Raw genomic sequence first — 17,436 nt, forward strand, 5'->3', positions numbered from 1 at the left:
AAAACAGCAAATATGATGAAAAACCCCAGGCTGGCTCGCGCTATCAGTGACGCTGGCTGGTATGGATTCATCACAAAACTGGAATACAAGGCAGCAGAAAAAGGCGTTCATCTGGTGAAGCTGGATCAATGGTTCGCTAGTTCGAAAACCTGCCATTGTTGCGGTCATAAAATGCCGGAAATGCCGTTACATAAGCGCATCTGGCCATGTCCTGAATGTGGCGTTGAGCATGACCGAGATATCAATGCGGCGCTCAACATCCGGCGCAAGGGCATACTGGAATTACAGACGGCGGGACTCGTCGTTTCTGCCCATGGAGGCCAGCGTAAATCCGTCACACAGACGGTTGCGGCCTGAGAAGTGGGAAGCCTCGCCGTTTACGGCGGGGAGCAGTCACACGGTCTTCTTTCTTATCGGTGGGGCGGTAATCCTTCATTCGCCAGTATTTTGAGCCGGGCGGTGAAACTTCTAAACAAAGACCGCCGCCATCGGCGAGTTTTAAGGGCATTTCTGTAATCGAATGGTAGGTGCCCCGAATTATGCCCTTCGCTGCATTTTGATTGCAACAGACGAAACTAGACCTAAAAATAAGAAAGAGTGTTGATTTTGCTGGGTTTGAGAGAAATCGTTTTACTGGGCTGGACTTCACTGGAAGTTGAAGTGGTGCCCGGAGGCGGAATCGAACCACCGACACGAGGATTTTCAATCCTCTGCTCTACCGACTGAGCTATCCGGGCAACGGGGCGAATTAAACCGTATTCAGCCTAAGTCGTCAATGCCTTTCTGATAAAAAATGATAAAAGACGATTGATTGCTGACTTTTTGCCCCAAATTTGTGTGGTTATTCATCTTGGGATGATTTTTATTAGCTTAATGCACCATTTTTTCGGCATTTGGCGATAGCCAAAATATCTTCTGCCAGCAGTTTTGCCGTTGCGATATCATCAATATCCCGTTTGATCAGTAGCTTACTCAGGCAACCTTCCAGAATCAGTTCCATCTGTTTGGTAATCAGTTCGCAATCTTCGATATCCAGTTGATGTAGTAGCTCGGTGGTGTAATGGGAAGAACTCTGTTTTTGCAATTCAGCTAATTGATGGATTGGATGGTCAGATTCAGGGAATGCACTACAGGCCGCGATAAACAGGCAGCCAGGGTAGCGTTTCTCTTTTACTTTTTCACCAAGCGCTGCATAACGAGCCAGTAGCTTTTGCTCTGGTGTCAGGTTTTCATCCAATAACATCTGTCGTTGCCAGACTTCGATCTGTTGACCGTGATAACGCAGGCTGTCATAAAGCAGTGCTTCCCGATCGGGCCAGAACTGCTTTAGATATTCCATATCCATGTTAAGTGAACCAAGGAGCATCTCAGTTGTAGCGGATAAGCCATGTTGCTCCAGCAAGTTTAAGACATGACTAAGAACTTGTTCTCGTTGCACGATGTTCTCCTTCAGATCATTTTTGCAGATGTTGCAAGTGTTCGTTAAAACGGGCTGCGTTCATAAAACCATTTACCCGTGAATCGGGGATCTCTTTTCCTTGAGAATCAAAAAACAGAATAGTCGGTAATCCCCGAACATTCAGTTTTTCTAAAAGTTGTTTTTGCTGTGGGCTGTTATTTGTGACATTTGCCTGTAGCAGCAAGGTATCACGTAGTTGTGATTGAACCTGTAGATCGCTGAAAGTATATTTTTCAAATTCTTTACAAGCGGTACACCAGTCAGCATAGAAATCAAGCATAAGGGTTTTATGATTGTTTTGCGCCATTAGGTGTTCCAATTCTTGCCAGTTATTTATCTGGCGGAAATTGAGGCTGTGTTGCGATTGTTGTGTAACTGCTGCCGTGCCCCAAAACCAATCCTGCAATGGGCGGGTGGCTATCAGCATCAGAACTAACAATATCAGTTGCATGACTCTCATCCAGCCATTTTGGCTTCTGAGCGTCAGTGCAAATCCCCATCCCAGGAAACTGACCGCCAGCAGGCTCCATAACCGTATTCCCCATACATCACCAATAACTCTTTCCAGCAGGAAAACAGGCAGTGCAAGAATAATGAAGCCAAAAGCTTCTTTGACATATTGCATCCATGGACCGCTGCGTGGCAGGAGTTTATGACCAAACAGGGTAACGGCAATAAGTGGTAATCCCATTCCCAAAGCATAAAGATAAAGGGTTACGCCCCCTGCCACTGTATTACCACTTTGGGCAATGTAAAGCAGAATGGCGCTTAAAGGCGCGGTAGTACAAGGGGAACAAATTAATCCCGCTAATGCACCCATAGCGAATACACCAAAGAATGAGCCACTTTTTTGCTGGTTACTCCAATTGACCAGGCGAGTCTGAACAGAGGAAGGCAGTTGCAGGGAATAAAGGCCGAACATCGACAGCGCCAGTAGAATAAACAGGATCGACAAACCAATCAGCACATACGGATGTTGCAGTGCGGCCTGAAATTGTAAACCCGCAGCCGCGACAATCAATCCAAGTAAGGTGTAGGTGATTGCCATTCCCTGAACATAGCTTAGTGCCAACCAGAAGATCTGTTTCAGGTTTTTAGGGTGCTGGCTACCAAGAATAATGCCGGAAATTAATGTATACATCGGTAGTACACAAGGTGTAAAGGCGATACCAATGCCAATCAAAAGCGCCCAAAGTGGTGAGAAAGGTAAATCTTGTTGGTCATTTGATGCGCTTTCTGGCGCTTTCTGAACAGGTTCGGTGGGTACTCCGTTAGCTGTTTTTGATGGGATAACCGTACTTAATGGAACAAGGCGGGTTTCCGGTGGGTAGCAGTATCCTGCCGCAGCACAGCCCTGATAAGTGACGACGATATTGGATTTATCATTCGCCTCTGTAATAGGAATATTGACCGCGAGTTGTTGGAAATAGACTTCAGTTTCACCGAAAAATTCATCCTGATGAGCCGTACCTTGTGGCAACGTAATTTTACCTAGTGTGGCCTGTTGTGGCTCAATACGAAGTTGTTTGCGGTAAAGGTAATAACCCGGTTTGATCTGCCAATTTAGTGTCAGTTTGTCGCCTTTTTGCTGAAAATCAAACATGAATGCCTGATCTGCCGGCAAATACAGGTTTTGCCCCGGTTGTTCAAACAGCGCATTCGCTGCCAGTGGGGTAAACATTGTACTGCAAAGCAGTAAAAACAATATCAGAGTACGTTTAATCATAAGGTTAATGATCGCTAATAGAATAAAAATATTCAGCACTATAACCGAAGGCTGTCAGACCAGAAAGTGTTCTGGTTAAGATTAAGACAATAATCAAGAACTTTCAGAGAAAAGAACGCTATTTCGGGGAAGAATTCAGGGGCGGTATACTCCCCTGAATTAGGTTGTTATTGACGAGATTAGAGGATCATACCGCCGAACAGGAAGCCAAAGGCGACAGCTAGAGCAACCCCGATGGTGCCGGGAATAAAGAACGGGTGGTTGAAGACGAAACGGCCGATACGGGTAGTTCCGGTGTCATCCATCTGAACTGCGGCAACCAGGGTTGGATAGGTAGGCAGAATAAACAACCCGGAAACTGCGGAGAAAGAAGCGATTGCCGTCAGTGGTGTGACGTTCAGAACCAGAGCCATCGGCATCAGCGCTTTTGCTGTTGCAGCCTGTGAATAGAGCAGAGCGGAACAGAAGAAGAAAATAACTGCCAGCAACCAGGGTTGAGATTGGATTAAGCCGCCGGCAGTGTCTTTGATCCAATCAATATTCGCCTGTACAAAAGTGTCACCTAGCCATGCAACGCCCAGAATGCAGATACATGCGCTCATTCCTGCTTTAAAGGTACTGGAATTCAGGATGGCGTCAGTATCAACTGAGCAGGACATCGTAGTGATAGTTGCGACACTCAACATAATGATAAGAATAGCGTGAGTGGTGTTCATTAGTGGCTCTGCAACCAGACCGATACTGGGGCTATTGATGATAGCGTAAATAACAACACTGATAACGCCAGCTAAGAACAACAGAACAGAAGCCTTAGCCCTTGGTTTAACTTCAATCTGTTTGCTGCCACGCAGAGTCACCAGGTTGTCTGCCAGACGTTTCAGATAAACAGGATCATCCGACAGTTTGGAGTTAAATACCCAGGAGACGATGAAAGACATCAGAACGATAGCCGCGAAAGTGGATGGCAGCAGGACCATCAGCAGATGAATATAGCTGACGCCGTGGCCTTCCATCAGAGAAGACATATAAACGACCGCAGCGGAGATTGGCGAGGCGGTGATGCCAATCTGGGCTGCGACAACCGCAGTGGAAAGCGGACGGCATGGTTTAATGCCTTGTTCTTTTGCAACTTCAGCAATCACTGGCAGTGCTGACAGAGAGATGTTACCTGTACCTGCAAACAGTGTCAGGAAATAGGTAACGATAGGTGCGAGGATTGTGATGTATTTTGGGTTCTTACGCAGTAATTTTTCAGTTTGTTGAACCAAATAGTCCAGACCACCGGCAACTTGCATGGCAGAGATTGCCGCGATAACTGCCATAATGATGGAAATAACATCGAATGGAATGTGCCCCGGTTTAACACCAATTGCTGACAGCACCAGAACGCCAAGACCACCGGCAAATCCAATGCCGATCCCCCCCAATCTTGCACCCAGGAAGATGGCCAGCAGAACGATAACCAATTCTACGGCTAACATAATATTTACTCCTTGAAATAATTAAAAATTTGAAAATTTTAGGTTAATACTTTGTGCATGTAGGGAAGTAAAAAGGCACGCTATCCAGTTGGAGTTGCGTGCCTTAATTGCTAAGAGCTATTTTTTATTATATTCAACAACTTAATCTTCAAAACGTTTTGCCTTATAAGCCGGGCGTTTTAGGTTTTCTACACAGAAGATATCATCCAGCTCAGTTTCGGTCAGTAAGCCACGTTCCAGCACAACTTCACGAACACTCTTACCCGTTTCAGCGCAGATCTTACCGACAATATCACCATTGTGGTGACCAATGAATGGGTTCAGATAAGTGACGATACCGATCGAGTTGAATACGAAGCTTTCGCAAACTTCTTTGTTCGCCGTGATGCCGTTAATGCATTTTTCTACCAGGTTGCGACAAGCGTTGCTTAATAGGGAGATAGATTCAAACATGGCCTGACCAATCGCGGGTTCCATTACGTTTAACTGTAACTGACCAGCTTCGGATGCCATAGTAACACAAATATCGTTGCCGATAACCTTGAAGCAAACCTGATTCACAACTTCTGGAATAACAGGGTTAACTTTTGCTGGCATGATAGAAGAACCCGCCTGCAACTCGGGCAGGTTGATTTCGTTCAGACCGGCACGAGGACCGGAAGAGAGCAAACGCAAATCATTACAGATTTTAGACAGTTTAACAGCCAGACGTTTCAGCGCGCCGTGAACCATAACATAAGCGCCGCAGTCGGAGGTTGCTTCAATCAAGTCCTCGGCGGGTATGCAAGGTAAACCAGTGACCTCGGCCAGTTTTTCAACAGCCAATTTTTGATAACCTGGTGCGGTGTTCAGGCCGGTGCCGATAGCAGTAGCGCCAAGGTTAACTTCCAACAACAGTTGAGAAGTCCGATTCAGGTTTTTAACTTCTTCTTTCAGCAGGATTGAGAATGCGTAGAATTCCTGTCCCAGCGTCATAGGAACTGCGTCCTGTAACTGGGTGCGACCCATTTTCAGAATGTCATCAAATTCTTTGGATTTTTTATCGAAGCCGGCAATCAACAGTTCAAGAGACTCGATCAGTGTCGTGATGGAGTTATAAACTGCGATACGGAAACCGGTTGGGTAGGCGTCGTTGGTTGACTGGCTTTTATTCAGATGGTCATTAGGGTTTAGGTGTTCATATTCGCCTTTTTTATGGCCTAACAATTCCAAACCGATGTTTGCCAGAACTTCGTTGGTATTCATGTTGAGTGAAGTACCGGCGCCGCCTTGAAATACGTCAACCGGGAACTGGTCTATACATTTGCCAGTATTGAGCACTTCGTCGCAGGCTTTGATAATGATATCCGCAATTTTTTTAGGAATGGTTTGCAATTCCTTGTTAGCTAAGGCGGCGGCTTTTTTTACCATCACCATGCCACGGATAAATTCGGGTACATCATTAATGGTGTTGTTACTGATGTAGAAGTTTTCAATCGCACGTAAGGTGTGAATACCGTAATAGGCTTCAGCGGGGATTTCTCGTTTACCTAACAGGTCTTCTTCGATACGAATGTTGTTTGACATGAGAACCTTCTTATTAGATTACGTTTTTACTGTCTAATTATGCGTTTGTTAAATAATTATGTTGCCAACAGCAATAGTTATGATACGAACCCTTCATTACCAGATTGCTGGCGTGATCATATGCTGGTTAGCAATAAATGCATTGAAGCTGGATCACTTTATAGTGGTATTTGTTTAACGTGATTTGATATATGTGATATTGATCACAATTATGGACCTGATCAGTAAGATTTTCAGAAGATTGAAAACGATGGCTGTGACACCAATCAAATCTCTAATAAACTGAAAAAATGTTAATTTGGTTGTTCCTTGGATTTTGTTGATATGATTTATTCAGGATACAACCTTTTCATCCCAATCAATTGAAGGAGCACCAAGTGCGTTGGTTGCCATTGATCCTGATATTTTTGCTTGTCTACATTGAGTCAACCTTATTTGTACGTGTTGCCTCTGAATTAGGTGTGTTGTTAACTCTGTTACTGGTGCTGTTTACTTCTTGTGTCGGTATTTCTCTGGTACGTAATCAGGGAATAAAGAATTTTATCCAGATCCGGCAAAAGCTGGAAGCCGGGGAGAGTCCGGCGGCAGAAATGGTAAAAAGCGTCTCTCTTTTGCTGGCGGGGTTCCTATTACTATGCCCTGGCTTTTTTACTGATTTCCTGGGCTTGCTGCTGTTACTGCCGCCGGTTCAAAAAACATTAATGATGAAACTGATGCCACATATCAATTTCTATCGCCCTCATAATAGCGGTGGGTTCAGACGGGATAATAATACCTTTGAAGGGGAATACGAGCGCAAGCAAGATGATCCCTCCCGTAAATTGAACGATGCCAAACCTGATGATGACGAGCATAAGCCCCCTCGTTGACAAGAGGTTATCTTCTGAATGTTTTGTTAAATCATCGGTTTTTTTCTGTAGGTAAGAAAAAAGTAAAATATTTTTTTGCCTGCCCTTGAAGTATCATAAATAAGTCCCCATTTAATTTATTATGATACTGGTTTAATGAAAGCATACTGGTATCAATCCTCTTACCTGATATGGACTTTCTTATAGGAGAGCTATCAATGAATATTCGTCCATTGCATGATCGTGTAATCGTCAAGCGTAAAGAAGTTGAATCAAAATCTGCTGGCGGTATTGTGCTGACTGGCACTGCTGCGGGTAAATCTACTCGTGGTGAAGTTTTGGCTGTGGGCAATGGCCGCATCCTTGAAAGCGGTGACGTAAAAGCACTGTGTGTGAAAGTTGGAGATATTGTTATTTTTAACGATGGTTACGGTGTTAAGTCAGAGAAGATCGACAACGAAGAAGTGTTGATCATGTCTGAAAGCGACATTCTGGCAATTGTTGAAGCGTAATTGTTGCGCTTAGATCTTCTTAACTGAAAGAATTTAAAGGAAAGAAACAATGGCAGCTAAAGACGTAAAATTTGGTAGCGACGCTCGCGTTAAGATGTTACGTGGTGTGAATATTCTTGCTGATGCAGTAAAAGTAACCTTGGGCCCTAAAGGCCGTAACGTTGTTTTGGATAAATCTTTTGGTGCGCCTTCAATCACTAAAGACGGTGTTTCTGTTGCCCGTGAAATTGAACTGGAAGACAAGTTCGAAAACATGGGGGCTCAGATGGTGAAAGAAGTTGCCTCTAAAGCGAATGATGCTGCGGGTGACGGTACAACTACTGCAACTGTGTTGGCTCAATCTATTGTTACTGAAGGTCTGAAAGCCGTAGCCGCTGGCATGAACCCAATGGATCTGAAACGCGGTATTGATAAAGCAGTGATTGCCGCAGTTGCAGAACTGAAAAAGCTGTCCGAACCTTGTTCAGATTCCATCTCTATTGCTCAGGTAGGTACTATCTCCGCTAATTCCGACGAAACTGTGGGTAAATTGATCGCAGAAGCGATGAAGAAAGTCGGTAAAGAAGGTGTAATCACTGTTGAAGAAGGTACAGGCCTGGAAGATGAACTGGATGTCGTTGAAGGCATGCAGTTCGACCGTGGCTACCTCTCTCCGTATTTCATCAACAAACCAGAAAACGGTTCTGTTGAGTTAGAAAACCCATATGTTCTTCTGGTAGATAAAAAAATCTCCAATATCCGTGAGCTGTTACCAGTTCTGGAAGGCGTAGCTAAGGCAAGCAAGCCTTTGCTGATTGTTGCTGAAGATGTTGAAGGCGAAGCACTGGCAACTCTGGTTGTTAACACTATGCGTGGCATCGTAAAAGTTGCTGCGGTTAAAGCGCCTGGCTTCGGTGACCGCCGTAAAGCTATGTTGCAGGATATCGCTGTTCTGACTAGCGGTATCGTTATCTCTGAGGAGATCGGTCTGGAACTGGAAAAAGCCACTCTGGAAGATCTGGGTCAGGCAAAACGTATCGTTATCAACAAAGATACCACAACTATCATTGATGGCGTTGGCGAAAAAGTTGCAATTGATGGCCGTGTTTCTCAGATTCGTCAGCAGATCGGAGAATCCACTTCTGATTACGACCGCGAAAAACTGCAAGAGCGTTTGGCTAAACTGGCTGGCGGCGTTGCAGTTATCAAAGTGGGCGCTGCAACAGAAGTTGAGATGAAAGAAAAACGTGCCCGTGTTGACGATGCTCTGCATGCAACCCGCGCAGCAGTGGAAGAAGGCGTGGTAGCTGGTGGTGGTGTTGCACTGGTTCGCGTTGCTGCTTCTATTGCTGGTCTGAAAGGCGACAACGAAGATCAAAACGTAGGTATCCGTGTTGCGATGCGCGCAATGGAAGCACCTTTGCGTCAGATCGTTGACAACGCAGGTGAAGAGCCATCTGTTATCGCAAACAACGTGAAAGCAGGTGAAGGTAACTACGGTTATAACGCGACTACTGAACAGTATGGCAATATGATCGAAATGGGTATTCTGGATCCAACCAAAGTAACCCGTTCTGCACTGCAATTCGCAGCATCTATTGCTGGCCTGATGATCACCACTGAATGTATGGTGACTGACCTTCCTAAAGATGACAAAGCTGATTTAGGTGGAGCAGGCGGTATGGGTGGCATGGGCGGTATGGGCGGCATGATGTAATGTGACGAGAGTCACATTGCTTTGATGTAGCTATACGTCTTGTGTGAGCAGGTTAATCCTGCTCACACACCCTTTTATAGAAAACATGCCACAAGATGAGTAGTTGTGTGGTGTTTCAATTCAAACTCAAAATTAAGTCACTGGCTGTGACAAATAACGATTTTTTCCGCTGCGAAGTTGCAATCCACGATCTCGGTAAATTCTTGTGACCCGTCCCGTGTCAGATGTATTGATACTTTTTCTTCTGTATTAGATACCAAATTCAGATAATAGCCGCTTTCCTCACCATATCCGGTGCCAATAATCTACCGATTCTTGCAAAGAATTTCTTCTTTTCTAAAACTAACTCTTATAAGAGGAAACTCAACGGGTCGATCCCCGGTGGTGAGCTCCAAAATTAGGCGTCTTTTAGAAAGGGCAGACACTGAAGCTGCTGGGTTGTCGTAGTAAAAATATATCTTTAATTTTAGAAAAAATGAGCTTATTAGACTAGAATTCATTTATTCATAGGATTTTGGAAAAAAATTCAAATATCTATGCACACATTCAATAGATCTACAGAAATGGCTGTATTCGTTCAGGTAATTGAGTCGGGAAGCCTCTCTGCTGCTGCTCGCAAGCTCGGCATGACGCCATCAGCAGTCAGTAAGCTTATCAATCGACTAGAGATACGGCTCGGTGTACGGTTGCTGAATAGAACGACACGTAAGCTTCAGTTAACACCTGAGGGCTCTGTTTTCTATGAGCGCAGTATTAGGATTTTGGAGGACATCGTAGCCGCTGAACAAGAAGCAAATCAGGGGGCGGTGCCTCGTGGACGAATACGCGTGCATTGCCATGTTGCGTTTGGAAAACACTGCTTGATGCCTTTGCTGCCGGATTTTCTGCAACGTTACCCAGAGATCACACTCGACATCTCATTGTGCGACTTGGTAGTGGATTTACTTGATGATCGCAGTGATGTGGCGATTCGCGTTGGTCCTCTGCACGACTCGCGTCTTATAGTGCGGCGGTTAGGCTCAAGCCGAATGGTTGTGGTAGGGGCTCCTTCATACCTTGAAAGGATGGGGATACCTTCTACGCCTGGAGACCTTGGTCGCTACAATCGGCTCGGTTTTGGCTTTACTCGTCATGTGAAAGCTTGGCCTTTCATCGATTCAGAAGAGCGGGTGCAACAACTGCCTTCAGGAAATTTGTTGCTCGGTGATGGAGAAACCATGCGTAAAGCTGCGATAGCCGGACTTGGTTTAGCTCGTCTGGCGCGTTTCCATGTGAATGCAGATATTCAGGCTGGTCTGCTGCTACCTGTACTTGAAAATTATAATCCTGGTGATGAGGAAAAAATATATGCAGTTTTTGTTGGGCCAGGCCGCCAATTCCCATCACGAGTTCGAGTATTTCTGGACTATCTGACAGAGAATATCCACATTGGTGATGGGGAGTGATAATTGCTAAAGATGACATCATGAAAATGCTTGGTTGAGTGTTATTATGGTGTCAATGGATACTATTTTCAATATTTCTACTGAATGGGACTGTTCTTCTTTAGCTCATGTTTCATGTTTGCGAGCGGCTGTATATTTAATCTCTTAGAGTAGTAATTAAAAAATTCGTAATTATTTAAATATAATAAAATTCATGTGAAATTTAGATGAATATAATATCTAAATCCTTTAATAGGTGGATTTCCATAAGGTGTAATATCATATACTTTCTCGATAAAAAATTAAATAGAGTTAATTAAGTTGACACAGTTTATGGTTTGTTTTTAACATTTTTATTAAATTTTTGTGCTTACACTATTAATGGAACAACGGGTATCACTTATTTTTTCTGTTTTCATACCGGTGCAGAGCGTTTCTGGCCTAAATACTTCACCTGAAGGGGGGATTTTATAAATTATTTGTTTTGCGATATTGGTGTACAACAAGGTATATTGATGATTAGTTGTGAAATTTCCAACGATAAATGGGGAAAGACATGCGAATTAAAGTTTTGCTCAGTGCTTCAGCATTGTTACTGTTAACAGGGTGTACAGCCACAAATCAATTAACTTCCGGCGGTTCACAGGTTCGTTTTGTTGATACTAAGCCAGGCAGTGAGTGCCAGCTATTAGGTGAAGTTGCAGGCACTCAAAGTAACTGGATGACTGGTGTAAGTAATGAGAGCAGTTCAATGCGTGGTGCGGCCAATGATTTACGCAATAAAGCCGCAGCTATGGGCGGAAATGTAATTTATGGTGTAACCAGCCCAAGTGAAAGCCTGTTATCGAGCTTTGTTCCACTGGACAGTAAAATGATTGGTCAAGTCTATAAATGTCAGTAATTACATTCTTGATTTGAATGATATGCCCGGCTGAAAGCATCCGGGCATGAATTTTCTGTTAATTTTGCCTTAGTCCCAAATCTAATGGCGTCTTACTCGGTTCTCCGCCGATCTCCCTTGCCAGACGTGGCACTAGGTAACCTGAAACTTTTGTCAGTAATTCCCGGATAAGCCCTTTGGCTTCCTCATCACTGACCATAAAGTGAGCGGCTCCTTGTACCTTATCTAGTACGTGAATGTAATAGGGTAGAATACCCGCATCAAACAGAGTATTGCTTAGATCAGCCAAAATATCCGAATGATTATTGATGCCGCGTAATAGCACACTTTGGTTTAGTAACGTGACGCCTGCTTGTTTTAGCATCATCATACTATTCCGTAAGGGCGGGTCGATCTCATTGGCATGATTGATATGCGTCACCATGATCACTTGTAATCTCGATTGTGACAGCCGATCGCAAAGCGTTGTTGTGATCCGGGCAGGAATAACCACAGGCAAACGGGTGTGAATACGTAGTCGTTTGATATGGGAAATCTTTTCTAGATTACTGATCAACCAGTCCAGTTCATGATCTTTTGCCATTAACGGATCGCCGCCAGAGAAGATAATCTCATCAAGTTCAGGATGCTGTTGAATATAATTTAACGCTTGCTGCCAGTTGCGCTTATTACCTTTGTTATCCTCGTATGGGAAATGACGGCGGAAGCAGTAGCGGCAGTTAACCGCGCATCCTCCTTTAACCAGCAGTAGTGCGCGGTTACGGTATTTATGCAATAAACCGGGAACGGCACTTCGTTGTTCATCCAGAGGATCGGTGGAAAAACCAGGAGTAAGCGTAAATTCTTCTGGTGTCGTTATGACCTGAAGTAGCAATGGATCATTAGGATCGTTTGCTTGCATACGGGCAGCAAAAGCTCTGGGTACTCGCAGTGGAAACAGGCGACGAGCGCCACTCCCTTTGGTTAATCCCGGGTGTTCATGTAACGACAACAATTGTAATAGTTCGTCAGGATCGGTAATAACATCTGTAAGTTGTTTCAACCAGTCTTCTCTGATGAGGATCTTTGGGGTTATAATATGCGCCATTTTTTGGCTAAGCCATTTTGTTTAAATTAGAGGGTCTCCATGGCTACTTATAGTACCAACGAATTCCGTTCAGGTCTTAAAATCATGTTAGATGGCGAGCCATGCTCTGTTATTGAGAGTGAGTTTGTTAAGCCGGGCAAAGGCCAAGCATTTGCCCGTACTCGTATTCGTAAGCTGATTTCCGGCAAACTATTGGAAAAAACGTTCAAGTCTACTGATTCTGTAGATGCCGCAGACGTAATGGATATGAACCTGACTTACCTGTATAACGATGGTGAGTTTTGGCACTTTATGAACAACGAAACCTTCGAGCAGTTAGCTGCTGATGAGAAAGCGGTTGGCGAGAATGCGAAATGGTTGGTTGAGCAGGCTGAGTGTATCCTGACCCTGTGGAATGGTCAGCCTATCTCTGTAACGCCGCCAAACTTTGTTGAACTGGAAATCATTGAGACTGATCCGGGTCTGAAAGGTGACACCGCGGGTACAGGTGGTAAACCAGCAACTCTGAGCACTGGTGCTGTGGTAAAAGTGCCTCTATTTGTACAAATCGGTGAAGTGATTAAAGTGGATACTCGTTCTGGCGAATATGTTTCCCGTGTAAAATAACCGCTGGTTGTATTCTGTAAAAACCGCTGTTCTGGGCAACAGGCTGCGGTTTTTCTTTAATTGATGTGGAAGGCAATTAAGCTATTTTGTCTTTAGATCGCTGTGATATTATTCTATTGATACCACAATTTTACACGATTATAATCTGCTTTCATTTCTAATAAGTTATTCGGGACGACCTGAATATACTTCGGTTTTCCGGGGACGACCCTACAACTCTATGGGCGTTGATATGTCCTGGTTTATTCTTATTATCGCTGGTTTATTTGAAGTTATCTGGGCGGTTGGCCTGAAATACACTCATGGTTTTACCCGCTTGACGCCAAGTCTTATTACTGCCAGTGCTATGGCTATTAGTGTAGGAATGCTCGCTTATGCCATGAAAGGCTTACCAGTAGGCACAGCCTATGCCGTGTGGACTGGGGTAGGCGCAGTAGGTACCGCTATTTTTGGTATTATGGTGTTGGGTGAGTCAGCAAGCCTTGCCAGAGTATTGAGCCTCGTTCTGATTGTTGCCGGTATTATTGGTCTGAAACTGGTTAGTTAATTTTAAACCGCACTCCAAAGGTTAAATATAGCGTCTTACGGGTTGGTAGTGCGGTTAATGAGATGGCCGCTCCTTCTGTGAGCGGTACGCTGGCCTTATAGCCTTAAGCTCGTTATTGCTTGATTACAGGGTGAAAACAGCGATGATAGCGACAATACTCAGGATCGCTGCTAGGCCGTAGAAAACCCACTTGCCTGCCGTGACATGGATTTTCAGGTCATGCATACCGTGATGAATACGGTGTAAACCGCACCATAGCGGTAGAGTAATCATTAGTAATAAGAAAGCACGACCAATCAAGCTTTGACAGAAAGTCAGAATCCGTTCATAGCTTAACGCTTCCGGTGCGACTCCCAGTGGTAAAAGGATGGCTACCAGTAAGATAATGGCTGGAGCCAAAATTGCGCCCCACATACCTCCGGCACCAAATAATCCCCAGAAAATTGGTTCATCGGAACGTTTAGGTATTTGATTCATCAGATCCTCCTTATTGGGGTTAAAGTAAGGCTATGCTTAAGATAATGGCGGTGACAATAATGGTGACGGCCCATAACAGCTTGATCACGGGTTCAGGCCCCATTTTTTCACCTTTTATCACTATGTTCGCTGCCTTTGGCGCCAGTTCAAACCAAGTTTTGGTGTGTAGCAGAGCACCCAGTAAAGTGATGATGTTAATCAGCAGAATAACTGGGTTTTGCAAGAACGTGACAAATCCATCCCAACTTTGTGTACCACCTTTTAGAGCGAATACACCGTATATCAGCAAGATACTGAACCACACAGTCGTAACCGCAGTACTTTCACGCAGAATATAGAAGCGATAAAAGCCCAGTTTCTGCCACCAGTTGGGGGCCATGTTGCGAACATAAGGTTTACGTTTGGTAGTCATTGCGCTATTTCTCCCCTTATTGTGGTTTCAGCATGGCGATCATGAAGTCTTTTGCACTTTCGATCTTGCCTTGTTGAATAGCGGCAGCCGGATCGACATGTTTTGGGCAGACTTCAGAACAATAGCCGACGAAAGTACAGCTCCATACCCCATTCTGGCTGTTAAGTTGTGGCATACGTTCCTTCTTTCCGCTGTCACGGTTGTCAAGATTGTAACGGTGAGCCAGAGTAATTGCTGCTGGTCCGATAAACTCGGGATTCAAACCGAACTGGGGGCAAGCGGCATAGCAAAGGCCGCAGTTGATACAACCAGAAAACTGATGATATTTTGCCATCTGTGCCGGAGTTTGAATGTTCGGGCCTTCAGAAGGTTTACGACCATTCCCGATAATATATGGTTTGATAGCTTCCAGGCTTTCAATAAAGTGAGTCATATCTACTACCAGGTCACGCTCAATAGGAAAGTTAGCCAGCGCTTCAACTTTCATACCTTGTGGATAGTCACGCAGGAAGGTTTTACAGGCCAGTTTCGGCACACGGTTAACCATCATGCCGCAAGAGCCACAGATAGCCATCCGGCAGGACCAGCGGTAAGAGAGGTCGGGGGCCAGATTGTCTTTAATGTAACCTAACGCATCAAGCAACGAGGTCTGTTCATCATAAGGAACCTCATAGGTTGTGGAATGAGGTTCAGTATCATTCTCCGGGTTGTAACGCATGACCTCCATTCTCAGCGTTTTCATATCAGCCATTCGCCTGCTCCTTTTTTTCTTGTGCTGCGGCTTCACCGCCGTATACGCGTTTCGCTGGAGTGGACTTAGTAATTTTTACGTCACTGTATTCCAGATGAGGCGCACTTTCAGAGTTATAGAAAGCCAGCGTATGTTTAAGGAAATTTTCATCATCACGTTCGGTACAACCTTCATCCAGACGCTGATGTGCGCCACGGGACTCTTTACGGTTTATCGCAGAGTGAATCATACATTCGGCTACATCCAGACCAAAGCCAAGCTCAATGGTGTACAGCAGATCAGTGTTGAAAACATGGGTGTTATCAGTGATCTTCACGTGTTTGAAGCGATCTTTCAGTTCAGCAATTTTATCAACCGTTTTCTGCATGAGTTCAGGGGTACGGTAGATGCCGCAGCCTTCTTCCATAGAGATACCCATTTCATCACGGATCTTCGACCAACTTTCTGTTCCTTCCTGTTTCAGCAAGTTGTTCAAACACGTTGCTATATCATTTGCCTGGGCATCCAGTGCGCGGTTCTTGACAGGTTTGGCTTGTTGAGCGTATTTAACTGCTTCTTCACCAGCCAGACGGCCGAAGACCACCAGTTCAGCCAGAGAATTGGAACCAAGACGGTTTGCACCATGCAGACCAACAGAAGAACATTCGCCGACAGCGAACAGACCTCTAATGCGGGTTTCACATTTTTGGTCAGTTTCAATACCGCCCATAGTGTAGTGTGCGGTAGGACGGACCGGAATTGGTTCTTTGATCGGATCAACGCCAACATAGGCTTTTGCCAGTTCGCAGATAAAGGGCAGACGCTCAAGTAATTTCTTCTCACCCAGATGGCGCAGATCTAGATAAACCACATCGCCACGTTGGGTGGAAATAGTACGACCAGCGCGCCATTCATGCCAAAAAGCCTGAGAAACTTTGTCACGGGGACCCAGTTCCATATATTTGTTTTCAGGTTTGCCCAGCGGGGTTTCAGGGCCGAGACCATAATCTTGTAAATAGCGGTAGCCATCTTTGTTGACCAGAATTCCACCTTCACCACGACAACCTTCTGTCATTAGGATACCGGAACCCGGCAGGCCGGTTGGATGATATTGAACAAATTCCATATCACGCAGTGGTACGCCGTGACGGAATGCCATGCCCATACCATCACCTGTTACGATACCGCCGTTCGTGTTGTAACGGTATACACGGCCTGCACCACCGGTCGCCATAATAACGGCATTAGCCCGGATCTGAATTTTGGCGCCTTCCATCATATTTAGTGCAACCAGACCGCGTGCATGCCCTTCATCCACCAGAATATCGAGGACAAAATGCTCATCGAAGCGTTGAATTTGAGGGTACTTAAGGGAGGTTTGGAAGAGCGTATGTAACATGTGGAAGCCAGTTTTATCCGCAGCGAACCAAGTGCGTTCTATCTTCATACCCCCGAAACGACGCACGTTGACGGAACCATCTTCTCTACGGCTCCATGGACAGCCCCATTGCTCCAGTTGGATCATTTCTGTCGGGCAATGTTCGACAAAGTATTCAACAACATCTTGTTCACACAGCCAGTCACCACCGGATACAGTGTCATTGAAATGGAAATCATAGGAGTCGTGAGCTTGAGTGACTGCGGCTGATCCGCCTTCTGCTGCCACCGTGTGGCTACGCATTGGGTAGACTTTTGAGATCAAAGCAATCTTCATTTGAGGGTTAGCCTCAGCTGCGGCAATTGCGGCACGTAGACCCGCTCCCCCGGCTCCGATGATAACGAGATCGGCATTAAAGGTTTGCACTGTTCTTCTCCATTGTTTAAGTAAAATGAGTCAGTAAGTAAAAGAGTCGTAACTTTCCTGAATGTTGTTGTTATTGTTTCTCATATAGCAGGATTCTGTAGGTAAAATCCGGTGCTTTAACGATTGAGGATAGTTATTTGCTACTTTTTGTGTGGTATTA

At 44.9% G+C, this 17,436-nt stretch carries 17 protein-coding genes, 1 tRNA gene and 1 pseudogene; 8 read left to right on the plus strand and 11 right to left on the minus strand.

The genetic code is table 11. From position 1 onward, the window contains the following. Nucleotides 1–357 (plus strand): RNA-guided endonuclease InsQ/TnpB family protein (locus ABR397_RS13605; protein WP_350306207.1); only part of this gene is annotated, 357 nt, incomplete at its 5' end. 37 nt (nucleotides 358–394) lie between these two features. Here ABR397_RS13605 and ABR397_RS13610 read toward each other — a convergent pair. From ABR397_RS13610 to aspA, 6 genes and pseudogenes are all read right to left on the minus strand, one after another. After that, a pseudogene (locus ABR397_RS13610) lies at nucleotides 395–508 on the minus strand (Arm DNA-binding domain-containing protein); the annotation flags it as partial. A gap of 153 nt (nucleotides 509–661) precedes the next feature. Further along, a tRNA-Phe gene (locus tag ABR397_RS13615) sits at nucleotides 662–737 on the minus strand. 128 nt (nucleotides 738–865) lie between these two features. Next, on the minus strand, nucleotides 866–1,438 hold the full coding sequence (gene dicD / locus ABR397_RS13620; protein ID WP_350306208.1) for a division control transcriptional repressor DicD: 573 nt from the start codon (nucleotides 1,436–1,438) through the stop codon (nucleotides 866–868). A 16-nt stretch (nucleotides 1,439–1,454) separates the two neighbouring features. Further along, nucleotides 1,455–3,185 (minus strand): protein-disulfide reductase DsbD, encoded by a 1,731-nt coding sequence (locus ABR397_RS13625; RefSeq protein WP_350306209.1) that lies wholly within the window; start codon nucleotides 3,183–3,185, stop codon nucleotides 1,455–1,457. Between the two features lie 179 nt (nucleotides 3,186–3,364). Next, entirely contained in the window at nucleotides 3,365–4,666 is a 1,302-nt protein-coding gene (locus tag ABR397_RS13630) for an anaerobic C4-dicarboxylate transporter (RefSeq protein WP_350306210.1), read from the minus strand. A 141-nt stretch (nucleotides 4,667–4,807) separates the two neighbouring features. Beyond that, nucleotides 4,808–6,232 carry an aspartate ammonia-lyase gene (gene aspA / locus ABR397_RS13635; RefSeq protein WP_350306211.1) on the minus strand — a complete coding sequence of 475 codons (1,425 nt, stop codon included), beginning with the start codon at nucleotides 6,230–6,232 and terminating at the stop codon, nucleotides 4,808–4,810. A gap of 377 nt (nucleotides 6,233–6,609) precedes the next feature. Between aspA and ABR397_RS13640 the strand changes: the two genes are divergently transcribed. From ABR397_RS13640 to ABR397_RS13660, 5 genes are all read left to right on the plus strand, one after another. Further along, nucleotides 6,610–7,101 (plus strand): FxsA family protein, encoded by a 492-nt coding sequence (locus ABR397_RS13640; protein ID WP_350306212.1) that lies wholly within the window; start codon nucleotides 6,610–6,612, stop codon nucleotides 7,099–7,101. A 197-nt stretch (nucleotides 7,102–7,298) separates the two neighbouring features. Next, nucleotides 7,299–7,592, plus strand: a complete 294-nt coding sequence (locus tag ABR397_RS13645) for a co-chaperone GroES (protein ID WP_011148251.1) — start codon at nucleotides 7,299–7,301, stop codon at nucleotides 7,590–7,592. Nucleotides 7,593–7,641: 49 nt separating this feature from the next. Beyond that, nucleotides 7,642–9,288, plus strand: a complete 1,647-nt coding sequence (groL, locus tag ABR397_RS13650) for a chaperonin GroEL (protein ID WP_350306213.1) — start codon at nucleotides 7,642–7,644, stop codon at nucleotides 9,286–9,288. 563 nt (nucleotides 9,289–9,851) lie between these two features. Next, nucleotides 9,852–10,733 (plus strand): LysR family transcriptional regulator, encoded by an 882-nt coding sequence (locus ABR397_RS13655; protein ID WP_350306214.1) that lies wholly within the window; start codon nucleotides 9,852–9,854, stop codon nucleotides 10,731–10,733. A gap of 535 nt (nucleotides 10,734–11,268) precedes the next feature. Beyond that, nucleotides 11,269–11,613, plus strand: a complete 345-nt coding sequence (locus ABR397_RS13660; RefSeq protein ID WP_350306215.1) for a DUF4156 domain-containing protein — start codon at nucleotides 11,269–11,271, stop codon at nucleotides 11,611–11,613. Between the two features lie 58 nt (nucleotides 11,614–11,671). On the opposite strand, the gene epmB is transcribed toward ABR397_RS13660, so the two are convergent. Next, nucleotides 11,672–12,700 carry an EF-P beta-lysylation protein EpmB gene (gene epmB, locus ABR397_RS13665; RefSeq protein ID WP_350306216.1) on the minus strand — a complete coding sequence of 343 codons (1,029 nt, stop codon included), beginning with the start codon at nucleotides 12,698–12,700 and terminating at the stop codon, nucleotides 11,672–11,674. 39 nt (nucleotides 12,701–12,739) lie between these two features. On the opposite strand from epmB, the gene efp reads away from it, so the two are divergent. Both efp and sugE read left to right on the plus strand, forming a co-directional pair. Further along, nucleotides 12,740–13,306 (plus strand): elongation factor P, encoded by a 567-nt coding sequence (gene efp, locus ABR397_RS13670; protein WP_021324340.1) that lies wholly within the window; start codon nucleotides 12,740–12,742, stop codon nucleotides 13,304–13,306. A gap of 232 nt (nucleotides 13,307–13,538) precedes the next feature. Next, nucleotides 13,539–13,853 carry a quaternary ammonium compound efflux SMR transporter SugE gene (gene sugE, locus ABR397_RS13675; RefSeq protein ID WP_350306217.1) on the plus strand — a complete coding sequence of 105 codons (315 nt, stop codon included), beginning with the start codon at nucleotides 13,539–13,541 and terminating at the stop codon, nucleotides 13,851–13,853. 123 nt (nucleotides 13,854–13,976) lie between these two features. Here sugE and frdD read toward each other — a convergent pair whose 3' ends face one another. Genes frdD through frdA form a run of 4 tightly spaced genes read right to left on the minus strand, consistent with a single transcriptional unit; the run spans nucleotide 13,977 to nucleotide 17,276 of the window. Beyond that, complete coding sequence (frdD, locus tag ABR397_RS13680; RefSeq protein ID WP_350306218.1) at nucleotides 13,977–14,330, minus strand: fumarate reductase subunit FrdD; 354 nt, start codon at nucleotides 14,328–14,330, stop codon at nucleotides 13,977–13,979. Between the two features lie 19 nt (nucleotides 14,331–14,349). Then, the gene (frdC, locus tag ABR397_RS13685) at nucleotides 14,350–14,742 is read right to left on the minus strand and encodes a fumarate reductase subunit FrdC (protein WP_350306219.1); all 393 of its coding nucleotides are present in this window, start codon (nucleotides 14,740–14,742) and stop codon (nucleotides 14,350–14,352) included. Nucleotides 14,743–14,758: 16 nt separating this feature from the next. Beyond that, complete coding sequence (locus ABR397_RS13690) at nucleotides 14,759–15,493, minus strand: succinate dehydrogenase/fumarate reductase iron-sulfur subunit (RefSeq protein WP_350306220.1); 735 nt, start codon at nucleotides 15,491–15,493, stop codon at nucleotides 14,759–14,761. Further along, nucleotides 15,486–17,276, minus strand: a complete 1,791-nt coding sequence (gene frdA / locus ABR397_RS13695; protein WP_350306221.1) for a fumarate reductase (quinol) flavoprotein subunit — start codon at nucleotides 17,274–17,276, stop codon at nucleotides 15,486–15,488. Before frdA ends, ABR397_RS13690 begins: the two co-directional genes overlap by 8 nt. Nucleotides 17,277–17,436 lie beyond the last annotated feature (160 nt).

Source organism: Photorhabdus viridis (assembly GCF_040256935.1).
Classification (GTDB): Bacteria; Pseudomonadota; Gammaproteobacteria; order Enterobacterales; family Enterobacteriaceae; genus Photorhabdus; species Photorhabdus viridis.